Source organism: Sphingopyxis sp. H053 (assembly GCF_001468225.1).
In the GTDB taxonomy this organism is placed as follows: domain Bacteria; phylum Pseudomonadota; class Alphaproteobacteria; order Sphingomonadales; family Sphingomonadaceae; genus Sphingopyxis.
On record NZ_LNRU01000004.1, the window covers coordinates 109,499 to 125,986 of the forward strand.

A 16,488-nucleotide genomic window follows, 5' to 3' on the forward strand; every position below is an offset into this window, starting at 1 on the left:
CGGGATCCCGCTTTTTGAGTATCGACTGGCTTCGGTCGCAAGCGGGACCCCGGATCAAGTCCGGGGTGACGATGAATGAGAAGGCCGCTTGTCGCTCGAAAGCGGCGGGTCCCTCATGGCAAACAAAAAAGGGCGGCCCGAGAGCCGCCCTTTTCGTTTTCTGTCCGACCGATCAGTCCTGATGCGGCTGGATGTTCACCGCGGCGAACTTGCCGCGGTCGTCGACTTCGATGTCGAACGCGACGCGGTCGCCTTCGTCGAGGCCCGCCATGCCGGCGCGCTGGACCGCGCTGATGTGGACAAAGGCATCGGCCTGTCCGTCGTCGCGCGCGATAAAGCCGAAGCCCTTCGTCGTGTTGAAGAATTTGACGGTGCCCGAGGTGCGTTCACCGGTCAGCTGACGACGGCCGCGGGCACCGCCCGGGGCGCCGCCGGGTGCGCCGCGATCTTCGCGTGCACGCGGAGCGAATTCCTCGACCGGCATCGGCTCGCCTTCGATCTTGAGATCGATGGCCGAAACCTTGCCATTGCGTTCGACGAGCGTGAAGCCGAGCGGCTGGCCCGAAGCGAGACCCTGAAGCCCGGCCTGTTCGACTGCGCTGATATGGACGAACACGTCTTCGCCGCCATCGTCGCGGGCGACGAAACCGAAGCCCTTCGATGCGTTGAAGAATTTCACCGTGCCATTGCCTTCGCCGACGACCTGCGCGGGCATGCCGCCGCCACGTCCGCCGCCGAAGCCACCGCCGCCGCCACGATCGCCGCCGCCGAAGCCGCCGCGGTCGCCGCCGCCGAAGCCGCCGCCACGATCACCGCCGCCGAAGCCGCCGCGGTCGCCGAAGCCACCACCGCGATTGCCGCCGCCATAGCTGTCGCCGCCATAGGGTGCAGGTTCGAAGCTGTCGAAATTGCCGAAATCATCGCGCTTGCCGCGCCCCCGCTGGCCGCGGCGATCCTTGTTGAAACTCATTGTCTAATAGTCGCTTTCGGTTCGTCCATACCCCATTCGATCAGCGCCTTGCGTCGGACGGGGACGCAGTTCACCATGGGCACAGACTCGCCCCGTGCCTCTAACGGCGCAATATATAGCCTAAATGAACGCCATCTGCGAACGGAAAATTCAGGTCCCGGCCCTGGCAGAAAGCGCGCTTTGCCGCAGCCCCGCGGCGGGCGGCCTACGCCCGCGAAAACCAGTCATTGAGCGGCGAGGCCGCTTGGCCTAAGGCGACCTCTATGACTGTCTATTTCCACGAAGAAGATTTGCCCGAGGGCGTGCTGGGTCCGGGCGCGGTTGCGATCGATACCGAGACCATGGGGCTGAACCCGCTGCGCGACCGGCTGTGCCTTGTCCAGATCAGCGACGGGTCGGGCGACGAGCATCTGGTCCGCTTCAAGCCCGGCAGCACCTATGACGCGCCGGTACTGAAGGCGATATTGACCGACCCCAACCGGTTGAAATTATTCCATTTTGCGCGCTTCGACATCGCGGCGCTACAGCAGGCGCTCGGCGTCGTCACCGCGCCCGTCTATTGCACCAAGATCGCCTCGAAGCTGATCCGCACCTACACCGACCGCCATGGCCTGAAGGAACTGGTGCGCGAACTCTTGGGACAGGAAGTGTCGAAGCAGCAGCAGTCGAGCGACTGGGGTGCTGCCGAACTCAGCGACGCGCAGCGCGACTATGCCGCGAGCGATGTGCGGTTCCTGCACGCGATGAAGGAGATCCTCGACATGCGGCTGGCGCGCGAAGGGCGCACCGGCCTCGCGCAGTCCTGCTTCGATTTCCTGCCGACGCGCGCGGCGCTCGATCTCGCGGGTTGGCCCGAGGTCGATATTTTCGCGCACACCTGAAGAGGCGATTCGCAAGAGCATGTCCGAACGCGCCGATCTTGACCGCACGATGCGCCGCATGTGGGCGGCGAGCGGGTCGAGCCACGACCGCGTCGTGCGCATCCTGCGTTACGGCCTGCCGCTCGTCATCGGCGTCGTCGCGGCGGTGCTCGTCTTCTCGCCCTTCACTCAGCGCGCCGAGATCAGTTTCCTCTTGTCCAAGGACAAGGTCGAGATGGCCAAGGAGCGGATGAAGGTGACGCGCGCCGAATATCGCGGCCAGGATGCGAAGGGGCAGCCGTTCGCGCTGCTCGCGGGCAGCGCGGTCCAGAAAAGCTCGGCCGAGCCGATCGTGCGGATGACCGACCTGTCGGGGGCGATCAAGCTCACCGATGGCCCGGCGACGATCGTCGCGAAGGACAGCGCCTATAATATGGAGACCGAAAAGGTCGCGGTGCCCGGGCTGGTGCAGGTCAAGAGCGCCAATGGCTATCGCATCGATGCGAGCAATGTCGCGGTCGATTTGAAGACGCGTAGTCTCGCCGGGCAGGGCGGCGTCAACGGAAGTTTGAACATCGGCCATTTTTCGGCCAACCAGCTGTTCGCCGACCTCGACAAGCGGGTCGTTCGCCTGCAGGGCAATGCGCGGCTGCGGATCAATCAGGGAGTGCTCAAATGAACCGCGTATCGCCAATGAAGAGCGTGGCGCTTGCGGGCACCGGCTTTGCACTCGCCAGCCTTGCCTTGCTGTCATCGGGTAGCGGCGGCGACGTCGCGCAAGCGCAGGCGCTCGCCAATCACAACAGCGGGGCGCCGGTCGATTTCGCCGCGGGCAGCATCGAGGTGCAGGACCGCGCCGACCGCGTCGTTCTGGAGGGCAATGTCCGCGTCACGCAGGCGGGACTGACCGTCACCGCACCGCGGATGACCGTCGCCTACACGCGGAGCGGTGGCACCGACGTCAACCGGCTCGACGCTACTGGCGGCGTGACGGTGGTGAAAGGCGATGAGACGGCGAAGGGCAATGTCGCCATTTACGACCTCGACCGGCGGCTAATCACGATGGTCGGCAATGTCGAACTGCGCCAGCGCGGAAACAATCTGCGCGGCGGGCGGCTGGTGATCGATCTCAACAGCGGGCGCGCGACGGTCGACGGGCGCGGCGCGGCGCGCGGTCCCGACGGCAACCCGGTGCAGGGCGGCACGGGCGGACGCGTCACCGGCACCTTCACAGTACCGGAAAGAAAGCAGTAACCAACGCCTTTAACCGGGCTGCAACCACGCGCCTTCACCAAGGGTGCGGGACCAGATCATCCGCGGAGCCGGGGGGCGACGCCGCATAGTCGAAAGCAGCCCCCATGCGCTTTTCCCCGATCGTCCCGCCCCGGCGTCCGCTGTTCGGCCGCCGCCAGGAACCCCCTGTGGTGATCGTGCCCACCCCGACATCCGAAGAGCGGCGGCTGATCGACCGCATCATTCGTCACGCGGGCTATCGCGAGTCGCGGTAAGCGTTGTTAGCGCAGCATATCGCCCCTACATGGGGCGCGCATGCCGCCTGACACCTCCACTTCCGCCGACGCCTCGCGTGAGCCGCCCGTCCTTGCGACGCTGCGGCGCTTCCTGCCCTATCTGTGGCCGGCGGGGCAGACCGAGGCGAAGGTCCGCATTGTCCTCGCGGGCCTCATCGTGCTCGCGTCGAAGGGCGTGCAGCTGTCGATGGGCTTCCTCTATGGCGCCGCGATCGACCGGATGGCGCCGGGGATGGAGCAAGGCGTCGCGCTCGCGATCGGGCTCGTCCTCGCTTACGCCGGCGCACGCTTTGCCGGAGTGCTGTTCGACAATTTGCGCAATGTCGTGTTCGAACGCGTCGGGCAGGATGCGACGCGCGAACTCGCGATCACGACCTTCAGCCACCTGCATGCGCTGAGCCTGCGCTTCCACCTCGCGCGGCGGACGGGCGAGGTCACCAAGGTGATCGAAAGGGGCACGAAGAGCATCGACACGATGCTCTATTTCCTGCTGTTCAACATCGCGCCGACGATCGTCGAGCTGCTCGCGGTGCTCATCATTTTCTGGACCAAGTTCAGTTTCGGGCTGGCCAGCGCGACCGCGTTGATGGTCGTCGTCTATATCATCTTCACGCGCAAGGTGACCGACTGGCGCAACGCGCTGCGCACGCGGATGAACGACCTCGACACGCTGACCATCGGGCGCAGCGTCGACAGCCTGCTCAATTACGAAACGGTCAAATATTTCGGCGCCGAGGCGCGCGAGGAAGCGCGCTACCGCGACGTCGCCGACCAATATGCGCGCGCCGCGGTGAAGAGCGAGAACAGCCTCGCGTGGCTCAATATGGGGCAGAGCCTGATCACCAATATCGCGCTCGCGGGCGCGATGGCGTACACCGTGTGGGGCTGGTCGCGGGGGCAATTCCAGGTCGGCGACGTCGTGCTGGTGAACACTTTGCTCGCGCAGCTCTTCCGCCCGCTCGACATGCTCGGCATGGTCTATCGCGTGATCCGCCAGGGGCTGATCGACATGGAGGCGATGTTCCGGCTGATCGACACCCCGTCCGAAATCAGCGATGCCCCGGATGCCTGGCCGCTCGTCGTGAACGGCGGCGCGGTGGCATTCGAGAATGTCGTTTTCGGTTACGAGCCCGACCGCACGATTTTGAACGGCGTGAGCTTCGCGGTCGGCGCGGGCGAGACGTTGGCGATCGTCGGCCCGTCGGGCGCGGGCAAGTCGACGATCGCGCGGCTGCTCTTCCGCTTCTATGACCCGCAGGGCGGACGGATCATGATCGACGAGCAGGATATCGCCAAGGTCACGCAGAAAAGCCTGCGCGCCGAGATCGGCATCGTCCCGCAGGACACGGTGCTATTCAACGACAGCATCGGCTACAACATCGCCTATGGCCGCGAAGGCGCCAGCGCGGATGAAATCGCGGCGGCGGCCGAGGGCGCGGCGATCGACGGCTTCATCGCGATCCTGCCGCAGGGCTATGATACCGAAGTCGGCGAGCGCGGGTTAAAACTGTCGGGCGGCGAGAAGCAGCGCGTCGCGATCGCGCGCACCTTGCTCAAGAACCCGCCGGTGCTGATCCTCGACGAAGCGACGAGCGCGCTCGACAGCCGCACCGAGGCGGCGATCCAGGACACGCTCGAACGCATCGCCGCGCGGCGCACGACGCTGGTGATCGCGCACCGGCTGTCGACGGTGACGGGCGCCGACCGGATCGTGGTGCTCGACAAGGGGCGTGTCGCCGAAACCGGCACGCACGACCAGCTGCTGCGGATGCGCGGGCTTTACGCCGACATGTGGGCGCGGCAGCAGGCGGAGAAGGAAGAGGGGACGGTTTAGGGCGGCGGCGCGCCTTCGACGTCGCCGGGGGCCGGCGCGTCGGTGCTGTCGACGGCATCGCCCCGACCATCGCCGTCGCCGGGCGCGGCCGGTTCGGTACTGGCGCTTCGTGCAAAACCCATCGTCGCAAGCACGCCGTCGCGGCGGACGAAACCGTGGATCAGCGCGACGGTCAGATGACCGAGGATCAGCGCGAAAAAGGCGAAGGCGACCAGTGCATGAAGCTGGCGCAGCCCGCCAAAGACGAGCGCGTCGGGCGGCAGGATGGGCGGGAGGACCAGCCCGGCGCCGAGGCGGACGGGATAGCTGCCGGCCGAAAGCATCGCCCAGCCGATGATCGGCAAACCGATCATCGCCAGATAAAGCAGGACGTGCGAGACGCGCGCCGCGCGTTGCTGGATGCGGGGCAGGTCGTCGGGCAGCGCCGGTGCCCGCGTGCCGATGCGCAGCGCGAGGCGGATGCCGGCGAGCAGCAGGATGGCGATGCCAAGCGGGCGATGCAGCGCGAGGAGCGCGGTATAGGCGGGGCCTGCGGTCGAGACCATGGCGACGCCGATGAACAGCATCGCGATGATCAGCGCGGCCATTGTCCAGTGGAGCAGGCGGATCGGGAGGGGGAATCGATGTGGCATGATCAGCGTGCCCCCCCTGGCAGCGCCTTGCCAGCCGCGCTTGGCCCCGGCGCCTCGATCGCGCGCCGCCGGAACGAGGCGGCATAGGCGGCCGATCGCGCGGCCAGCAGCGGGTCGTCGGACAGGGCCACACCGTCGGGAAGGATCGTGGGGTCGAAGGTGATGTCGCGGCACGCGCCGCTCTCTTCGGGCTCCGCGCGCACGATGGTCAGCGTGCCTGCATCGATCCGTGGCCGCGCGGCGGGCCACGCGATGGTCGCATTGTCGGTTTCGTCCCCCGGCGCCGCGACCGTTACGATCATCCGCCAGCGCAAGGATTCCTTGGCGAGCCGGCTCTGCAACTCGTCGAACAGATAGTCGGTGGGCAGGCTGGCGAGCGTGGCCTTGTCGAGCGCAGCGAAGGGCGCTTCGGGTTCGAACGCCCAGCGAACCGCGTGCGACGTGCCCGCGCTGTCGACAAAGCGAAACGCGTTGATACTGTAATAGGTGCCGTTGGCGAAGCTGTCGGGCAGCGGCGCGGCCGCAATATAGTCCTGATAGGCCCGGGTTTCGGGATGGCTTGCAAGATAGGCCTTCATCGCGGTGGGGTCGGGTTTCCCGGTCGCGGGATCGGGGCGCGTTGCGTGCTGGAGTGCGACAAAGGCTTGGGGCGTCGCCACGGGAAAGATCGGCACATGGTCCATTGCCATGCGCCAGATCTGACCGTCGGGTCCGGCCAGCTGCAACGCCATCGCGTGAAAGACATTGCGGCCGTCGGTCGCAAAGGGGTTGCCGCCCCCGGTCGAAAATCGGCCGGTCACCGCGTAGCGGCCGGGCGCAAGTTGCGGCGCCGCGGATAGCCTTGCCGCCTTGCCGCTCGCCTCGAACTGGCCGGTGAAGCACAGCCCTTTCGCATGGGCGCGGCGATAGCCGGCCTGCCGTCCGGCGTTGAATTCGAGGGCGTCGGCGATTGTTTTCCCGCCGACGCGCGGCGAACCGATCCATCCGCCGGCCCAGGCAAAACCCGCCAACAGGGCAAGCGGGGCCGCCACGATCGCGGCGATGGTCAGGCGGGATGGGCGCGGCTTGGTCACGGTGGGATCCTTGCGATCGGGCGCCTGGGACGGCAGCGATGGACTCTTGGTCAGCTTTCGGACGGTGCGACGCGAAAGTTACCCCGTGCCGGAAAATTACGGATCAGAGCTGCGTTACGGCCCGCAGGGGCGCGGCGCCTGTTTGATCGTCGCCAAGGTGAGTGGGCGGGGGCTCACATTTTGTGTCGCGCGAACTTGACCCCCTGCGCTTCCGACCCCTAGGCATGGATCATGCCGCATGACACCAGCCTGATCGGAACCATCGTCGCCGGGCTGGGTGTGGCGTTCCTGATGGGGGCGCTGGCGCACCGGCTCAGGATATCGCCGATCGCGGGCTATCTGCTTGCGGGGGTGCTCGTCGGGCCGTTTACGCCGGGGATCGTTGCCGACACCGGGCTCGCGCTCCAGCTTGCCGAGATCGGGGTGATCCTGCTGATGTTCGGGGTCGGGCTGCATTTTTCGCTGAAAGACCTGCTGTCGGTGCGCAAGATCGCGGTGCCGGGAGCGATCGCGCAAATCGCGGTCGCGACCGCGCTCGGCATGATGCTCGGGCTGTGGCTCGGCTGGCCGGTCGAGGGCAGCATCGTCTTTGGCCTGGCGCTGTCGGTCGCGTCGACCGTCGTGCTGCTCCGCGCGCTGCAGGCGCGCGACATGGTCGAGACCGAAAAGGGGCGGATCGCGGTCGGCTGGCTGATCGTCGAGGATCTCGTGATGGTGCTCGCGCTCGTGCTGTTGCCCGCGATGTTCGGCGACCGCGGCGATGAGGGCGGGAGCGCGGGGCTGCTGCAATCGGCGGCGATCGTGCTGCTCAAGGTCGTCGGCTTCGGCGCCTTCATGTTCGTGATCGCGCGGCGGGTGTTGCCGTGGGTGCTCCACTGGGTCGCGCATTCGGGGTCGCGCGAGCTGTTCCGCCTCGCGGTGCTCGCGATCGCGCTCGGGGTCGCGTTCGGCGCGGCGGTGATTTTCGACGTGTCGTTTGCATTGGGCGCTTTCTTCGCGGGCATGATCCTCGGCGAAACGCAGCTGTCGCGGCGGGCCGCCGAAGAGACGCTGCCGCTGCGCGATGCGTTCGCGGTGCTGTTCTTCGTGTCGGTCGGCATGCTCTTCGATCCCAAGGTGCTCGTCGAACAGCCGGGGCCGGTGCTGGCGACGGTGGCGATCATCATTCTCGGCAAGTCGGTCGCCGCCTACGCGCTCGTCCGTGCCTTCGGGCATCATTCGGGGACCGCGCTGACGGTGTCGGTCAGCCTTGCGCAAATTGGCGAATTTTCGTTCATTCTCGCGGGGCTGGGGGTGGGCCTGAAAGTGCTGCCCGAAACGGGGCGCGACCTGATCCTCGCGGGGTCCTTGCTGTCGATCCTGTTCAACCCGATCCTCTTCTCGCTCGCGGTAAAATATATGCGCGACGCGGAGGCCGAGGAGGAAGAAGCGGAGGCGGAGGGCGAGGTTGCGCCCGCGCCGTGCAACGCCGGCGTCGTGCTGATCGGCTATGGCCGCGTCGGCAGCCATATCGGCAGCCTGATCTGCGGGCGCGGCGAGGGGCTGACGGTGATCGAGGACCAGAAGGATATGGCCGCGGCGGCGCGCGAAGCGGGGGCGACGGTGATCGTCGGCGACGCGACGAAGGAAAGCATATTGCGGCAGGCGGGGATCGACACCGCGTCGACGTTGCTGATCGCGATCCCCGAAGGGGTCGAGGCGGGCGCGATCGTGCGGCGCGCGCGCGCGATCAATCCCAAGCTGGTGATCGTCGCGCGCGCGCATTCGGACGAGGAGGTCGACGATCTGGTGCGGCGCGGCGCCGATCATGTCGTGATGGCCGAGCGCGAGACCGCGTCGCGGATGGCCGAGCGGGCGATGCTGACGCTGGCTTAGACCAGCCTTCAGTTCCGTTCGTGTCGAGCGAAGTCGAGACACCTATCGGCGTCGCGCAAGGTCGAGAGGCATCTCGACTTCGCTCGATGCGAACGGAAAAGGATTGAAATGGTTGAGGTCGGGGCTTCCCCCGCTCCCCCAAACTTCCTATCGCCATCGCAATGTCCGCCGACGCTCTCCTCCCTTTGCTCAAATCCACTTTCGGTTTCGACGCCTTCCGTGGCCGCCAGGGCGAGGTCGTCGATCGCGTGATGGCGGGCGCGCGGACGCTCGCGGTGATGCCGACGGGGGCGGGCAAGTCGCTGACGTACCAGCTGCCCGCGGTCGCGCTGAACGGCTGTGTCGTTGTCGTGTCGCCGCTGATCGCATTGATGCACGACCAGCTGCGCGGCGCGCGCGCGGCGGGGATTCGCGCCGCGAGCCTCACCAGCGTCGATGCCGACTGGGCCGAGACGCGGCAGGCGTATCGCGACGGCCAGCTCGACCTCTTGTACGTCGCGCCCGAGCGCGCGACGGGCGAGGGGTTTCGTACCTTGCTCGAGGCGCAGACGCCGGCGCTGTTCGCGATCGACGAGGCGCATTGCGTTTCCGAATGGGGGCATGATTTCCGCCCCGATTACCGCTTGCTGCGGCCTTTGCTCGACGCGTTTCCGGCGGTGCCGCGGCTCGCGCTGACCGCAACCGCCGACAAGCACACGCGCGAGGATATTCTCGTCCAGCTCGGCATCCCGGCCGACGGGCTGATCCTTGCGGGCTTTGACCGGCCGAACATTCGCTATGCGGTGCGTCCGCGCGTGAGCCCCGCGAAGCAGCTGGTCGATTTCATCGCTGCCAATCCGGGACCGGGGATTGTCTATGCCCCGACGCGAAACGGCACCGAGCGGCTCGCCGAGCAGATCGCGGCGGCGACGGGGCGCAGCGTCGCCGCCTATCACGCGGGGCTCGACCCCGAGCGGCGCGCGCGGGTGCAGCATGATTTCGTTGCGTCGGAGGACGGCATCGTCACCGCGACGGTCGCCTTCGGCATGGGGATCGACAAGCCCGACGTGCGCTTCGTCGCGCACGCTGGCCTGCCGAAATCGATCGAGAGCTATTATCAGGAAACGGGGCGCGCTGGGCGCGACGGCGACCCCGCCGAGGCGATGATGCTGTGGGGCGCCGACGATTTCGCACGTGCAAGAATGCGTCTTTCGGAGCTGCCCGAGGGGCGCGTTGCGGGCGAGCGGGTGCGGCTCAACGCGCTCGCGGCGCTGGTCGAGACGGTTGAATGCCGTCGCGCATTGCTGCTGCGGCACTTTGGCGAGAGTCCGCCCGAGCGCTGCGGCAATTGCGACAATTGCCTCGAGCCCGCGGCGCAGGTCGATGCGACCGTACTGGCGCAGAAATTGCTCTCGGCGGTCTATCGCACCGGGCAGAGCTTTGGCGCGGGGCATATCGAGGCGGTGCTGACCGGGCGCAGCGACGAGCGGATCGCGAGCCGCGGGCACGACAAATTGTCGGTGTTCGGGATTGTCGCGGGCGAGGAAGCGCGGCTGATCAAGCCGCTGGTGCGCAGCCTGATGGCGCGCGAGGCGCTCGACACCACCGAGCATGGCGGGCTGATGCTCGGCCCGGCGGCGCGCGCGATGATGAAGGGCGAGACCGCGGTGCTGATGGCCGAACCGCCGGTGAAGCGGACGCAGCGCGAGGGTGGGCGGACGAGCCGCGCCGACCGCGCGGCGGCGAACCCCGTCGGCGATCCGCTGTTCGATGCGCTGCGCGCGATGCGGCGCGAACTGGCGGCCGAAGCCGGGGTGCCGCCCTATGTCATCTTCCACGACGCGGTGCTCCGCGCGATGGCGAGCGGGCGGCCCGCGACGCGGAGCGCGCTGGCGGACATCCCCGGCGTCGGCGGCAAGAAGCTCGAGGCGTGGGGCGACGCGTTCCTGGGCGTGATCCGGCAATTTTGAGCCGATCGTCGGCTAGCCCGGCGAAATGACCGAAACGATGTCGCTGCGCAGCGTCCAGCCGAGCCGTTCGTAAAGCGCCTTGCCGTCGGCTGTGGCGACCAGCAGGCAGTCGGTGGCGCCGCGGCGAAGGGCGCAGCGGCCGAGTTCGGCCATGATCGCCGAGCCGAGCCTGCGGCGGCCGAACTGCGCCTCGGTCACGATCTGGTCATAGACGGCGGTGGTGCCGTGGATGCCGAGGACGCCGCGCGCCGCGAGCGAGCCGTCGGCATGCCTAGCGATCGCCTCGAAACGGTCGGCGCTTTCATCGACCTCGAATATGAAATCGGGCGTGGGCCGCGCCGGCGGCATGTCAGTTCCGGTCGCCATCAGCCACATCGGATCGCGCGGCTGCCAATTTGGCGGAATATGCTGGAGAATCGCATCGCGCGGGGCCGCGAAGTCGACATAGATGTGGGGCGCATCAACGGCAGCGAAGGCGGCGGCGGCGGCGTCGCCCGAGGCATTCCCGAGGATGAAGCGGCCGGCCTGGTCGGGCTTGCCGACATCGAACCACAGCGCCGAGGGAAGCGTGGCGGCAACAGGTTGGGCGTATTCACGGGCCGCGCAGTAACCGAAGGCCCAATCGAAATGTTCGTTCATGGTCGCGACCATAGGTGATGCGCGCGGCAAGGAAAGTGACAACGCGCCTTCGTGCCCCACCTTCATGCTTGTCAGCAAGCGCGCGGCAGGAGTAGATCGACGGCATGAGCGATTTTCGAACCCTGTCCGCCGACTATAGCGTCGCCCCGCAAATCAGCATCGAGGATGTCGCCGAGGCGAAAGCCGCGGGCTTTGCGATGCTGATCAACAATCGTCCCGATGGTGAGGAGCCTTCGGCGCCGCAGGGCGGCGATATCGCGCACGCCGCGGCGGCCGAGGGGCTGGCCTATGCCGCGATCCCGATCGGCCATGCGGGTTTCAGCCATGCGCAGATCGATGCGCTCGACAAACTGCTCGGCGATGCGACGGGGCCGATCCTCGCTTATTGCCGGTCGGGCACGCGCTCGACGCATCTGTGGGCGCTGACCCGCGCGCGCGCGGGTGACGATGTCGATGGCATCGCCGAGGCAGCCGCGAATGCGGGCTATGATCTCAGTGGGTTGCGACCGATGCTGGACGCGCTCGCGGGGGAAAAATGAATCAGGCCGAGTTGATCCAGCTGGGCGCATCGCTGGTCGCGGTGGTTTTCGTCGCCTGGCTGGTCGGGAAGATCGGGTTGGGCAGTGACCCGCGGATTGCGGACGCCGAACATGCCATCCGGTTGGCCGAAGAGGCCGAAGCCGGTTTCAGGGGCATCGAGGTCGCGCGCGACCGCGCGGGCTTTGCCGCGATCGTGCGCAATGCCGAGGGACGGATGATGCTGGTTCGCGCGCATGGCAATTTCTTTGCCGCGCGGCCGGTCGATGCCAGCGTGATCGGGCGGCTCGACAAGGATTTCCTGACACTGACGACGCCGGAGCGGACATTCGGCGCGGTGACGCTGCAATTGGGGAAGGATGCGGGGATGTGGGCCAGCCGGATGCGCGAGTTCAGCCGTGGATAAGCTGCCCGATCCCGTCGTCTACGCCGTTCCTGCCTTCATCCTGCTGCTGATCGCCGAGATGCTCATCTCGCTGCGCGCCGACAAGAGCCGGTACGAGGCGCGCGACACGCTGACGTCGCTGATGCTTGGGACGGTGAGCCAGGTTGCGGGCGCGCTCGTCGGTGCGGCGGTGATCGGCATGTCGGTGTTTGTGTACCAGTTCCGCCTGTTCGACATCGGGATCGAATTCAGCCGCTGGTGGTGGGCGTGGGTCCTCTGCTTCTTCCTCGACGATCTGGCCTATTACGCCTTCCACCGCAGCGCGCACCGCGTGCGCTGGTTCTGGGCGAGCCATGTGATCCACCACAGCTCGCAACATTATAATCTCTCGACCGCGCTGCGGCAGACGTGGACGGGTTTTTTCAGCCTGACCTTCCTGTTCCGCCTGCCGCTCTTCCTGATCGGTTTTCCGCCCGCGATGGTGTTCTTCTGCGCGGGGCTCAACCTGATCTACCAGTTCTGGATCCATACCGAGGCGATCAGGCGGCTGCCCCGATGGTTCGAGGCGGTGATGAACACCCCGTCGCACCACCGCGTCCATCATGGCGTGAACCCGCGCTATCTCGACGCCAATTATGCGGGCGTGTTCATCATCTGGGACAAGATGTTCGGCAGCTTCGTGCCCGAACGCGACGACGAACCGGTGCGCTACGGCATCGTCAAGCAACTCGGCAGCTTCAACATCCTCTGGGCCGCCGTGCACGAATGGGTCGGGATCGCGAAGGACGTCTGGCACGCGCCGTGGCGGCACAAGCTCGATTATATGTGGCGCGAACCCGGCTGGAGCCACGACGGCAGCCGCGCGACGAGCGCGATGATCAAGGAACGCTGGGCGGCGGGGCGGCCGGTGGAAGAACCGGCGGAGTAGAGCTGTCCTAAACCCGTTCGTGTCGAGCGAAGTCGAGACACCGTGAGGGCGCGCGCGATCGATGGGCATCTCGACTTCGCTCGATGCGAACGGTGAAGGGTATCAGCCCCCTTGCCTCGCCCCCTAATGACATTCATGTAAGCACCCGGGCGACCGCCAGCAGGCGGCGCGAGGGAGAGTCGCAAGCATGGATCAGTTCGACATCATCGTCATCGGCGGCGGCAGCGCGGGGAGCGCGGCGGCGGGGCGGCTGGCCGAGGACGGCAAGCGTACCGTCTGTCTGGTCGAGGCGGGCGGGCGCAACGACAATATGCTGATCAAGACGCCGGGGTTCATGCCCTTCATCCGGAACAGCTCGAACTATAAATATGAGACGGTGCCGCAGGGGGGGCTGAACGGGCGCACCGGCTATCAGCCGCGCGGGCGCGGACTCGGCGGGTCGAGCGCGATCAACGCGATGGTCTATATTCGCGGGCACCAGTTCGATTACGACCAGTGGGCGGCGCTCGGCGCGACGGGGTGGAGCTATGCCGACGTGCTGCCTTTCTTCAAGCGGAGCGAAGGCAATGAGCGCGGCGGCGACGAATTCCACGGGGGCGGCGGGCCGCTCAATGTGATGGACCAGCGCTGGCCCAATGTGACGAGCCGGCGCTTCGTCGAGAGCGCGGCGTCGCTGCAATTGCCGCGCACGGCCGATTTCAACGGCCCGAGCAACGAAGGCTTTGGCCTTTATCAGGTGACGCAGAAGGCGGGCGAACGCTGGTCGGCGGCGCGCGCCTATGTCGAACCGCTCCGCGCGCACGGCAATTTCGCGGTGCGCACGGGGGCGCTGGTCGAGAAAATCCTGATCGAGGAGGGGCGCGCGACGGGGGTGGTGATCCGGCGCGGCGGCAACCGCGAGACGCTGCGCGCGCGCGGCGGCGTGATTCTCTCGGCGGGCGCCTTCAACAGCCCGCAGATATTGATGCTGTCGGGTATCGGGCCGGGCGCGCACCTGAAGGACAAGGGGATCGAGGTGACCCTCGACCGCGAAGGCGTCGGTGCGAATTTGCAGGATCATATCGATTATGTGTCGAGCTGGGAGACGCGCTCGACCGAGCCGTTCGGCGACAGCGCCGGCGGCACTTGGCGGATGGTGAAGGCGATCTTCGAGCACCGGACGAAACGCAGCGGGATCATGACGACCTGTTTCGCCGAGGCGGGGGGCTTCTGGAAATCGCGGCCCGACCTGCCCGCGCCCGACATCCAATATCATTTCGTGCCCGCGATGCTCGAGGATCACGGGCGCACCAAGGTGAAGGGGCATGGCTTTTCGTGCCACGCCTGCGTGCTCCGGCCCGAGAGCCGCGGGACGGTGCGGCTGGCGTCGTCCGATGCCGCGGCGGCGCCTGCGATCGATCCGGGCTTTCTGACCGATGCGCGCGATATGGCGACCTTGCGGGCGGGCGTGCGGATGATGCACCGGATCGCGGCGGCACCGCCGCTGGCGGATTATGCAGGGGCCGACCGCCATCCGGTGGACCTCGACGATGATGCCGCGCTCGACGCGCTGATCCGCAGTCGCGCCGACACCGTCTATCACCCTGTCGGCACATGCCGGATGGGGAGCGACGCCGATGCCGTGGTCGATCCGACGCTGAAGCTGAACGGCATCGACGGGCTGTGGGTCGCCGATGCGAGCGTCATGCCGCGGCTGGTGTCGGGGAACACCAATGCGCCGAGCATCATGATCGGGGAGCGGGCGGCCGATTTCGTGAAGGCGGCGCTGAACTAGGCGGTGCACGCTGCGGCCAGCAGCGCGCCGCTTTTCGTGAGGTCATAACGGCTCGCCGGCGGACGCATATCGAGTATTTCGCGCGTCACCAGCCCGTGCTTGCCAAGCGCGGTCAGCCCCTGCGACAGCGCGCGCGGGGTGGCGGGGGTCAGCAGGCGCGACAGTGCGTTGAAGCGGTCGTGGCCCGCGCCGATCCCGACGACGAGCGGAAGTCCCCAGCGCGTCGCGGCACCGGGTGGCAGGTCAATTGCCGCTTGCGCCTCGCTAATCGTTGCGGCGCGTGCGGCGGCGGCGGCGCCGGCTTCGGTCAGGATATATTCGGGACGGAGCGGGTGGCCGTGACCGGAGTTGCGCGCCACCCAGCCGATCGTCGCCGCGGCCTCCAGCGTGCGCGTGAGGCTGTCGCGCGAGAGTCCGAGGCGGTGGATCAGTTCGACGAAGCGCGCGCCCTTGTGTGCCGCCAGATCGGCGAGCAGCGGCACCAGCCAGCGATGGCTGCCGAGCTGAATCAGCACGGGGTCGGACGCGGTTGACGGCATTTGCAACTAACTATACAAACCAGACCATTGAGGCAAGCGATATGGGCCATGCGATTCTCCGCGCGGCTCGGTGCTTCGCGAAAAGGGAGGAATGGCATGGCGCTTCAGATCGGATCCGAGCTCACCTGTTCGATGGGGGTCAAGGACATGACCGCGTCGATCGCCTGGTACGAGCGCGTGATGTTGTGCGAGCTGCTCTACCGCGCCGACGAGCTCGGCTGGTGCGAGCTCAAGACGCCGATGGCGGGGGTGAATATCGGGCTCAGCCAGGTCGAGGCGGTCGTGCAGGGCGGCGGCGCGACCAATGTGTTCGAGGTGGCTGACATCGAGGAGGCGAAAGTGCATCTCGATGCCGAGGGTGTGCGGCAGGATGGCGATATCCAGCATATTCCGGGGTTGGTGAAATTGCTCACTTTTTACGATCCCGACGGCAACGCCTTCATGTTCTCGCAGTCCGAGATCGCGGCATGACATCGCTCTGGTGGGCGGCGGCGGCGCTGATGGCGCCGGCCGCGCCCGCCGCCGAAGCCCCGTCGCTCGCCGCCTGGCATGGCAGCTGGGCCGGTGAGGGCGAGGCGTTCGGCAAGCCCGCGACGGCGACGCTCGACATCGCACCGGGCGCGGGCGAGGCGACGACGCTCGCCTATCGTCTGCGCATCGCGGGCACGCCGCCGATCGCCTATTCGGCCGAGGCGACGTACGCCTTCGACACGAAGGGGCGCGTGCGCGGAAAATGGACCGACAGCTATGGCGGAACGCGCGCGGTGGTCGGCGGGGTGAATGCGGCGAAATGGTGGACGCATTGGGGCAGCGCCGATGTCGAAATCGGCCGGTCGACTTATGTCCTTGAAGCGGACGGAAGACTCCTCGTCAGCGATTCGATTCTGCAGGACGACGGCAGCTGGCGCATCTTCGCCATGCTGCGCTATGCGCGCACAAATCGCTGAAAACTGCCGATTTTGGG

General features: G+C 67.0%; 18 protein-coding genes. 13 read left to right on the forward strand and 5 right to left on the reverse strand.

From position 1 onward, the window contains the following. Positions 1 to 172: 172 nt before the first annotated feature. On the reverse strand, positions 173 to 970 hold the full coding sequence (locus tag ATE70_RS25645; RefSeq protein ID WP_058537532.1) for a cold-shock protein: 798 nt from the start codon (positions 968 to 970) through the stop codon (positions 173 to 175). Positions 971 to 1,233: 263 nt separating this feature from the next. Here ATE70_RS25645 and ATE70_RS08600 point away from each other — a divergent pair, with 263 nt between their 5' ends. The 5 genes from ATE70_RS08600 to ATE70_RS08615 all read left to right on the forward strand — a co-directional run bounded on the left by ATE70_RS08600 (position 1,234) and on the right by ATE70_RS08615 (position 5,193). Next, complete coding sequence (locus ATE70_RS08600) at positions 1,234 to 1,851, forward strand: ribonuclease D (RefSeq protein ID WP_058537533.1); 618 nt, start codon at positions 1,234 to 1,236, stop codon at positions 1,849 to 1,851. Positions 1,852 to 1,870: 19 nt separating this feature from the next. Continuing rightward, entirely contained in the window at positions 1,871 to 2,509 is a 639-nt protein-coding gene (gene lptC / locus ATE70_RS08605) for an LPS export ABC transporter periplasmic protein LptC (protein WP_058537534.1), read from the forward strand. A gap of 14 nt (positions 2,510 to 2,523) precedes the next feature. Beyond that, entirely contained in the window at positions 2,524 to 3,084 is a 561-nt protein-coding gene (locus ATE70_RS08610) for an LptA/OstA family protein (protein WP_058537818.1), read from the forward strand. Positions 3,085 to 3,188: 104 nt separating this feature from the next. Beyond that, a complete protein-coding gene (locus ATE70_RS24745) occupies positions 3,189 to 3,338 on the forward strand; it encodes a hypothetical protein (RefSeq protein ID WP_156419591.1) in 150 nt (49 codons plus the stop codon). A gap of 40 nt (positions 3,339 to 3,378) precedes the next feature. Next, positions 3,379 to 5,193 carry an ABCB family ABC transporter ATP-binding protein/permease gene (locus ATE70_RS08615; protein ID WP_058537535.1) on the forward strand — a complete coding sequence of 605 codons (1,815 nt, stop codon included), beginning with the start codon at positions 3,379 to 3,381 and terminating at the stop codon, positions 5,191 to 5,193. Here ATE70_RS08615 and ATE70_RS08620 read toward each other — a convergent pair. Then, the gene (locus tag ATE70_RS08620) at positions 5,190 to 5,825 is read right to left on the reverse strand and encodes a cytochrome b (RefSeq protein ID WP_082639507.1); all 636 of its coding nucleotides are present in this window, start codon (positions 5,823 to 5,825) and stop codon (positions 5,190 to 5,192) included. The genes ATE70_RS08615 and ATE70_RS08620 overlap by 4 nt on opposite strands. Before the next feature lie 2 nt (positions 5,826 to 5,827). After that, entirely contained in the window at positions 5,828 to 6,898 is a 1,071-nt protein-coding gene (locus tag ATE70_RS08625; protein WP_058537536.1) for a catalase family peroxidase, read from the reverse strand. Positions 6,899 to 7,129: 231 nt separating this feature from the next. Between ATE70_RS08625 and ybaL the strand changes: the two genes are divergently transcribed. Further along, the gene (ybaL, locus tag ATE70_RS08630; RefSeq protein WP_058537537.1) at positions 7,130 to 8,773 is read left to right on the forward strand and encodes a YbaL family putative K(+) efflux transporter; all 1,644 of its coding nucleotides are present in this window, start codon (positions 7,130 to 7,132) and stop codon (positions 8,771 to 8,773) included. A gap of 161 nt (positions 8,774 to 8,934) precedes the next feature. Beyond that, a complete protein-coding gene (gene recQ / locus ATE70_RS08635) occupies positions 8,935 to 10,722 on the forward strand; it encodes a DNA helicase RecQ (protein ID WP_058537538.1) in 1,788 nt (595 codons plus the stop codon). Positions 10,723 to 10,734: 12 nt separating this feature from the next. On the opposite strand, the gene ATE70_RS08640 is transcribed toward recQ, so the two are convergent. Continuing rightward, positions 10,735 to 11,361: a GNAT family N-acetyltransferase gene (locus tag ATE70_RS08640; protein ID WP_156419592.1), complete on the reverse strand. Its 627-nt coding sequence runs from the start codon at positions 11,359 to 11,361 to the stop codon at positions 10,735 to 10,737. Positions 11,362 to 11,465: 104 nt separating this feature from the next. On the opposite strand from ATE70_RS08640, the gene ATE70_RS08645 reads away from it, so the two are divergent. The 4 genes from ATE70_RS08645 (at position 11,466) to ATE70_RS08660 (ending at position 14,985) form a co-directional block, all read left to right on the forward strand. After that, positions 11,466 to 11,900: a TIGR01244 family sulfur transferase gene (locus tag ATE70_RS08645; RefSeq protein ID WP_058537540.1), complete on the forward strand. Its 435-nt coding sequence runs from the start codon at positions 11,466 to 11,468 to the stop codon at positions 11,898 to 11,900. Beyond that, on the forward strand, positions 11,897 to 12,304 hold the full coding sequence (locus tag ATE70_RS08650) for a hypothetical protein (protein WP_058537541.1): 408 nt from the start codon (positions 11,897 to 11,899) through the stop codon (positions 12,302 to 12,304). Before ATE70_RS08645 ends, ATE70_RS08650 begins: the two co-directional genes overlap by 4 nt. After that, complete coding sequence (locus ATE70_RS08655) at positions 12,297 to 13,211, forward strand: sterol desaturase family protein (RefSeq protein ID WP_082639508.1); 915 nt, start codon at positions 12,297 to 12,299, stop codon at positions 13,209 to 13,211. Before ATE70_RS08650 ends, ATE70_RS08655 begins: the two co-directional genes overlap by 8 nt. A 187-nt stretch (positions 13,212 to 13,398) precedes the next feature. Further along, on the forward strand, positions 13,399 to 14,985 hold the full coding sequence (locus ATE70_RS08660) for a GMC family oxidoreductase (protein WP_058537543.1): 1,587 nt from the start codon (positions 13,399 to 13,401) through the stop codon (positions 14,983 to 14,985). Here the strand turns inward: ATE70_RS08660 and ATE70_RS08665 are convergent. Next, positions 14,982 to 15,524, reverse strand: a complete 543-nt coding sequence (locus ATE70_RS08665) for a winged helix-turn-helix transcriptional regulator (protein ID WP_058800981.1) — start codon at positions 15,522 to 15,524, stop codon at positions 14,982 to 14,984. The genes ATE70_RS08660 and ATE70_RS08665 overlap by 4 nt on opposite strands. Before the next feature lie 96 nt (positions 15,525 to 15,620). Between ATE70_RS08665 and ATE70_RS08670 the strand changes: the two genes are divergently transcribed. Together ATE70_RS08670 and ATE70_RS08675 are read left to right on the forward strand one after the other, a co-directional pair. Then, positions 15,621 to 15,995, forward strand: a complete 375-nt coding sequence (locus ATE70_RS08670; RefSeq protein WP_058537545.1) for a VOC family protein — start codon at positions 15,621 to 15,623, stop codon at positions 15,993 to 15,995. Then, on the forward strand, positions 15,992 to 16,471 hold the full coding sequence (locus ATE70_RS08675) for a hypothetical protein (protein ID WP_058537546.1): 480 nt from the start codon (positions 15,992 to 15,994) through the stop codon (positions 16,469 to 16,471). Before ATE70_RS08670 ends, ATE70_RS08675 begins: the two co-directional genes overlap by 4 nt. The last annotated feature ends 17 nt before the right edge of the window (positions 16,472 to 16,488 follow it).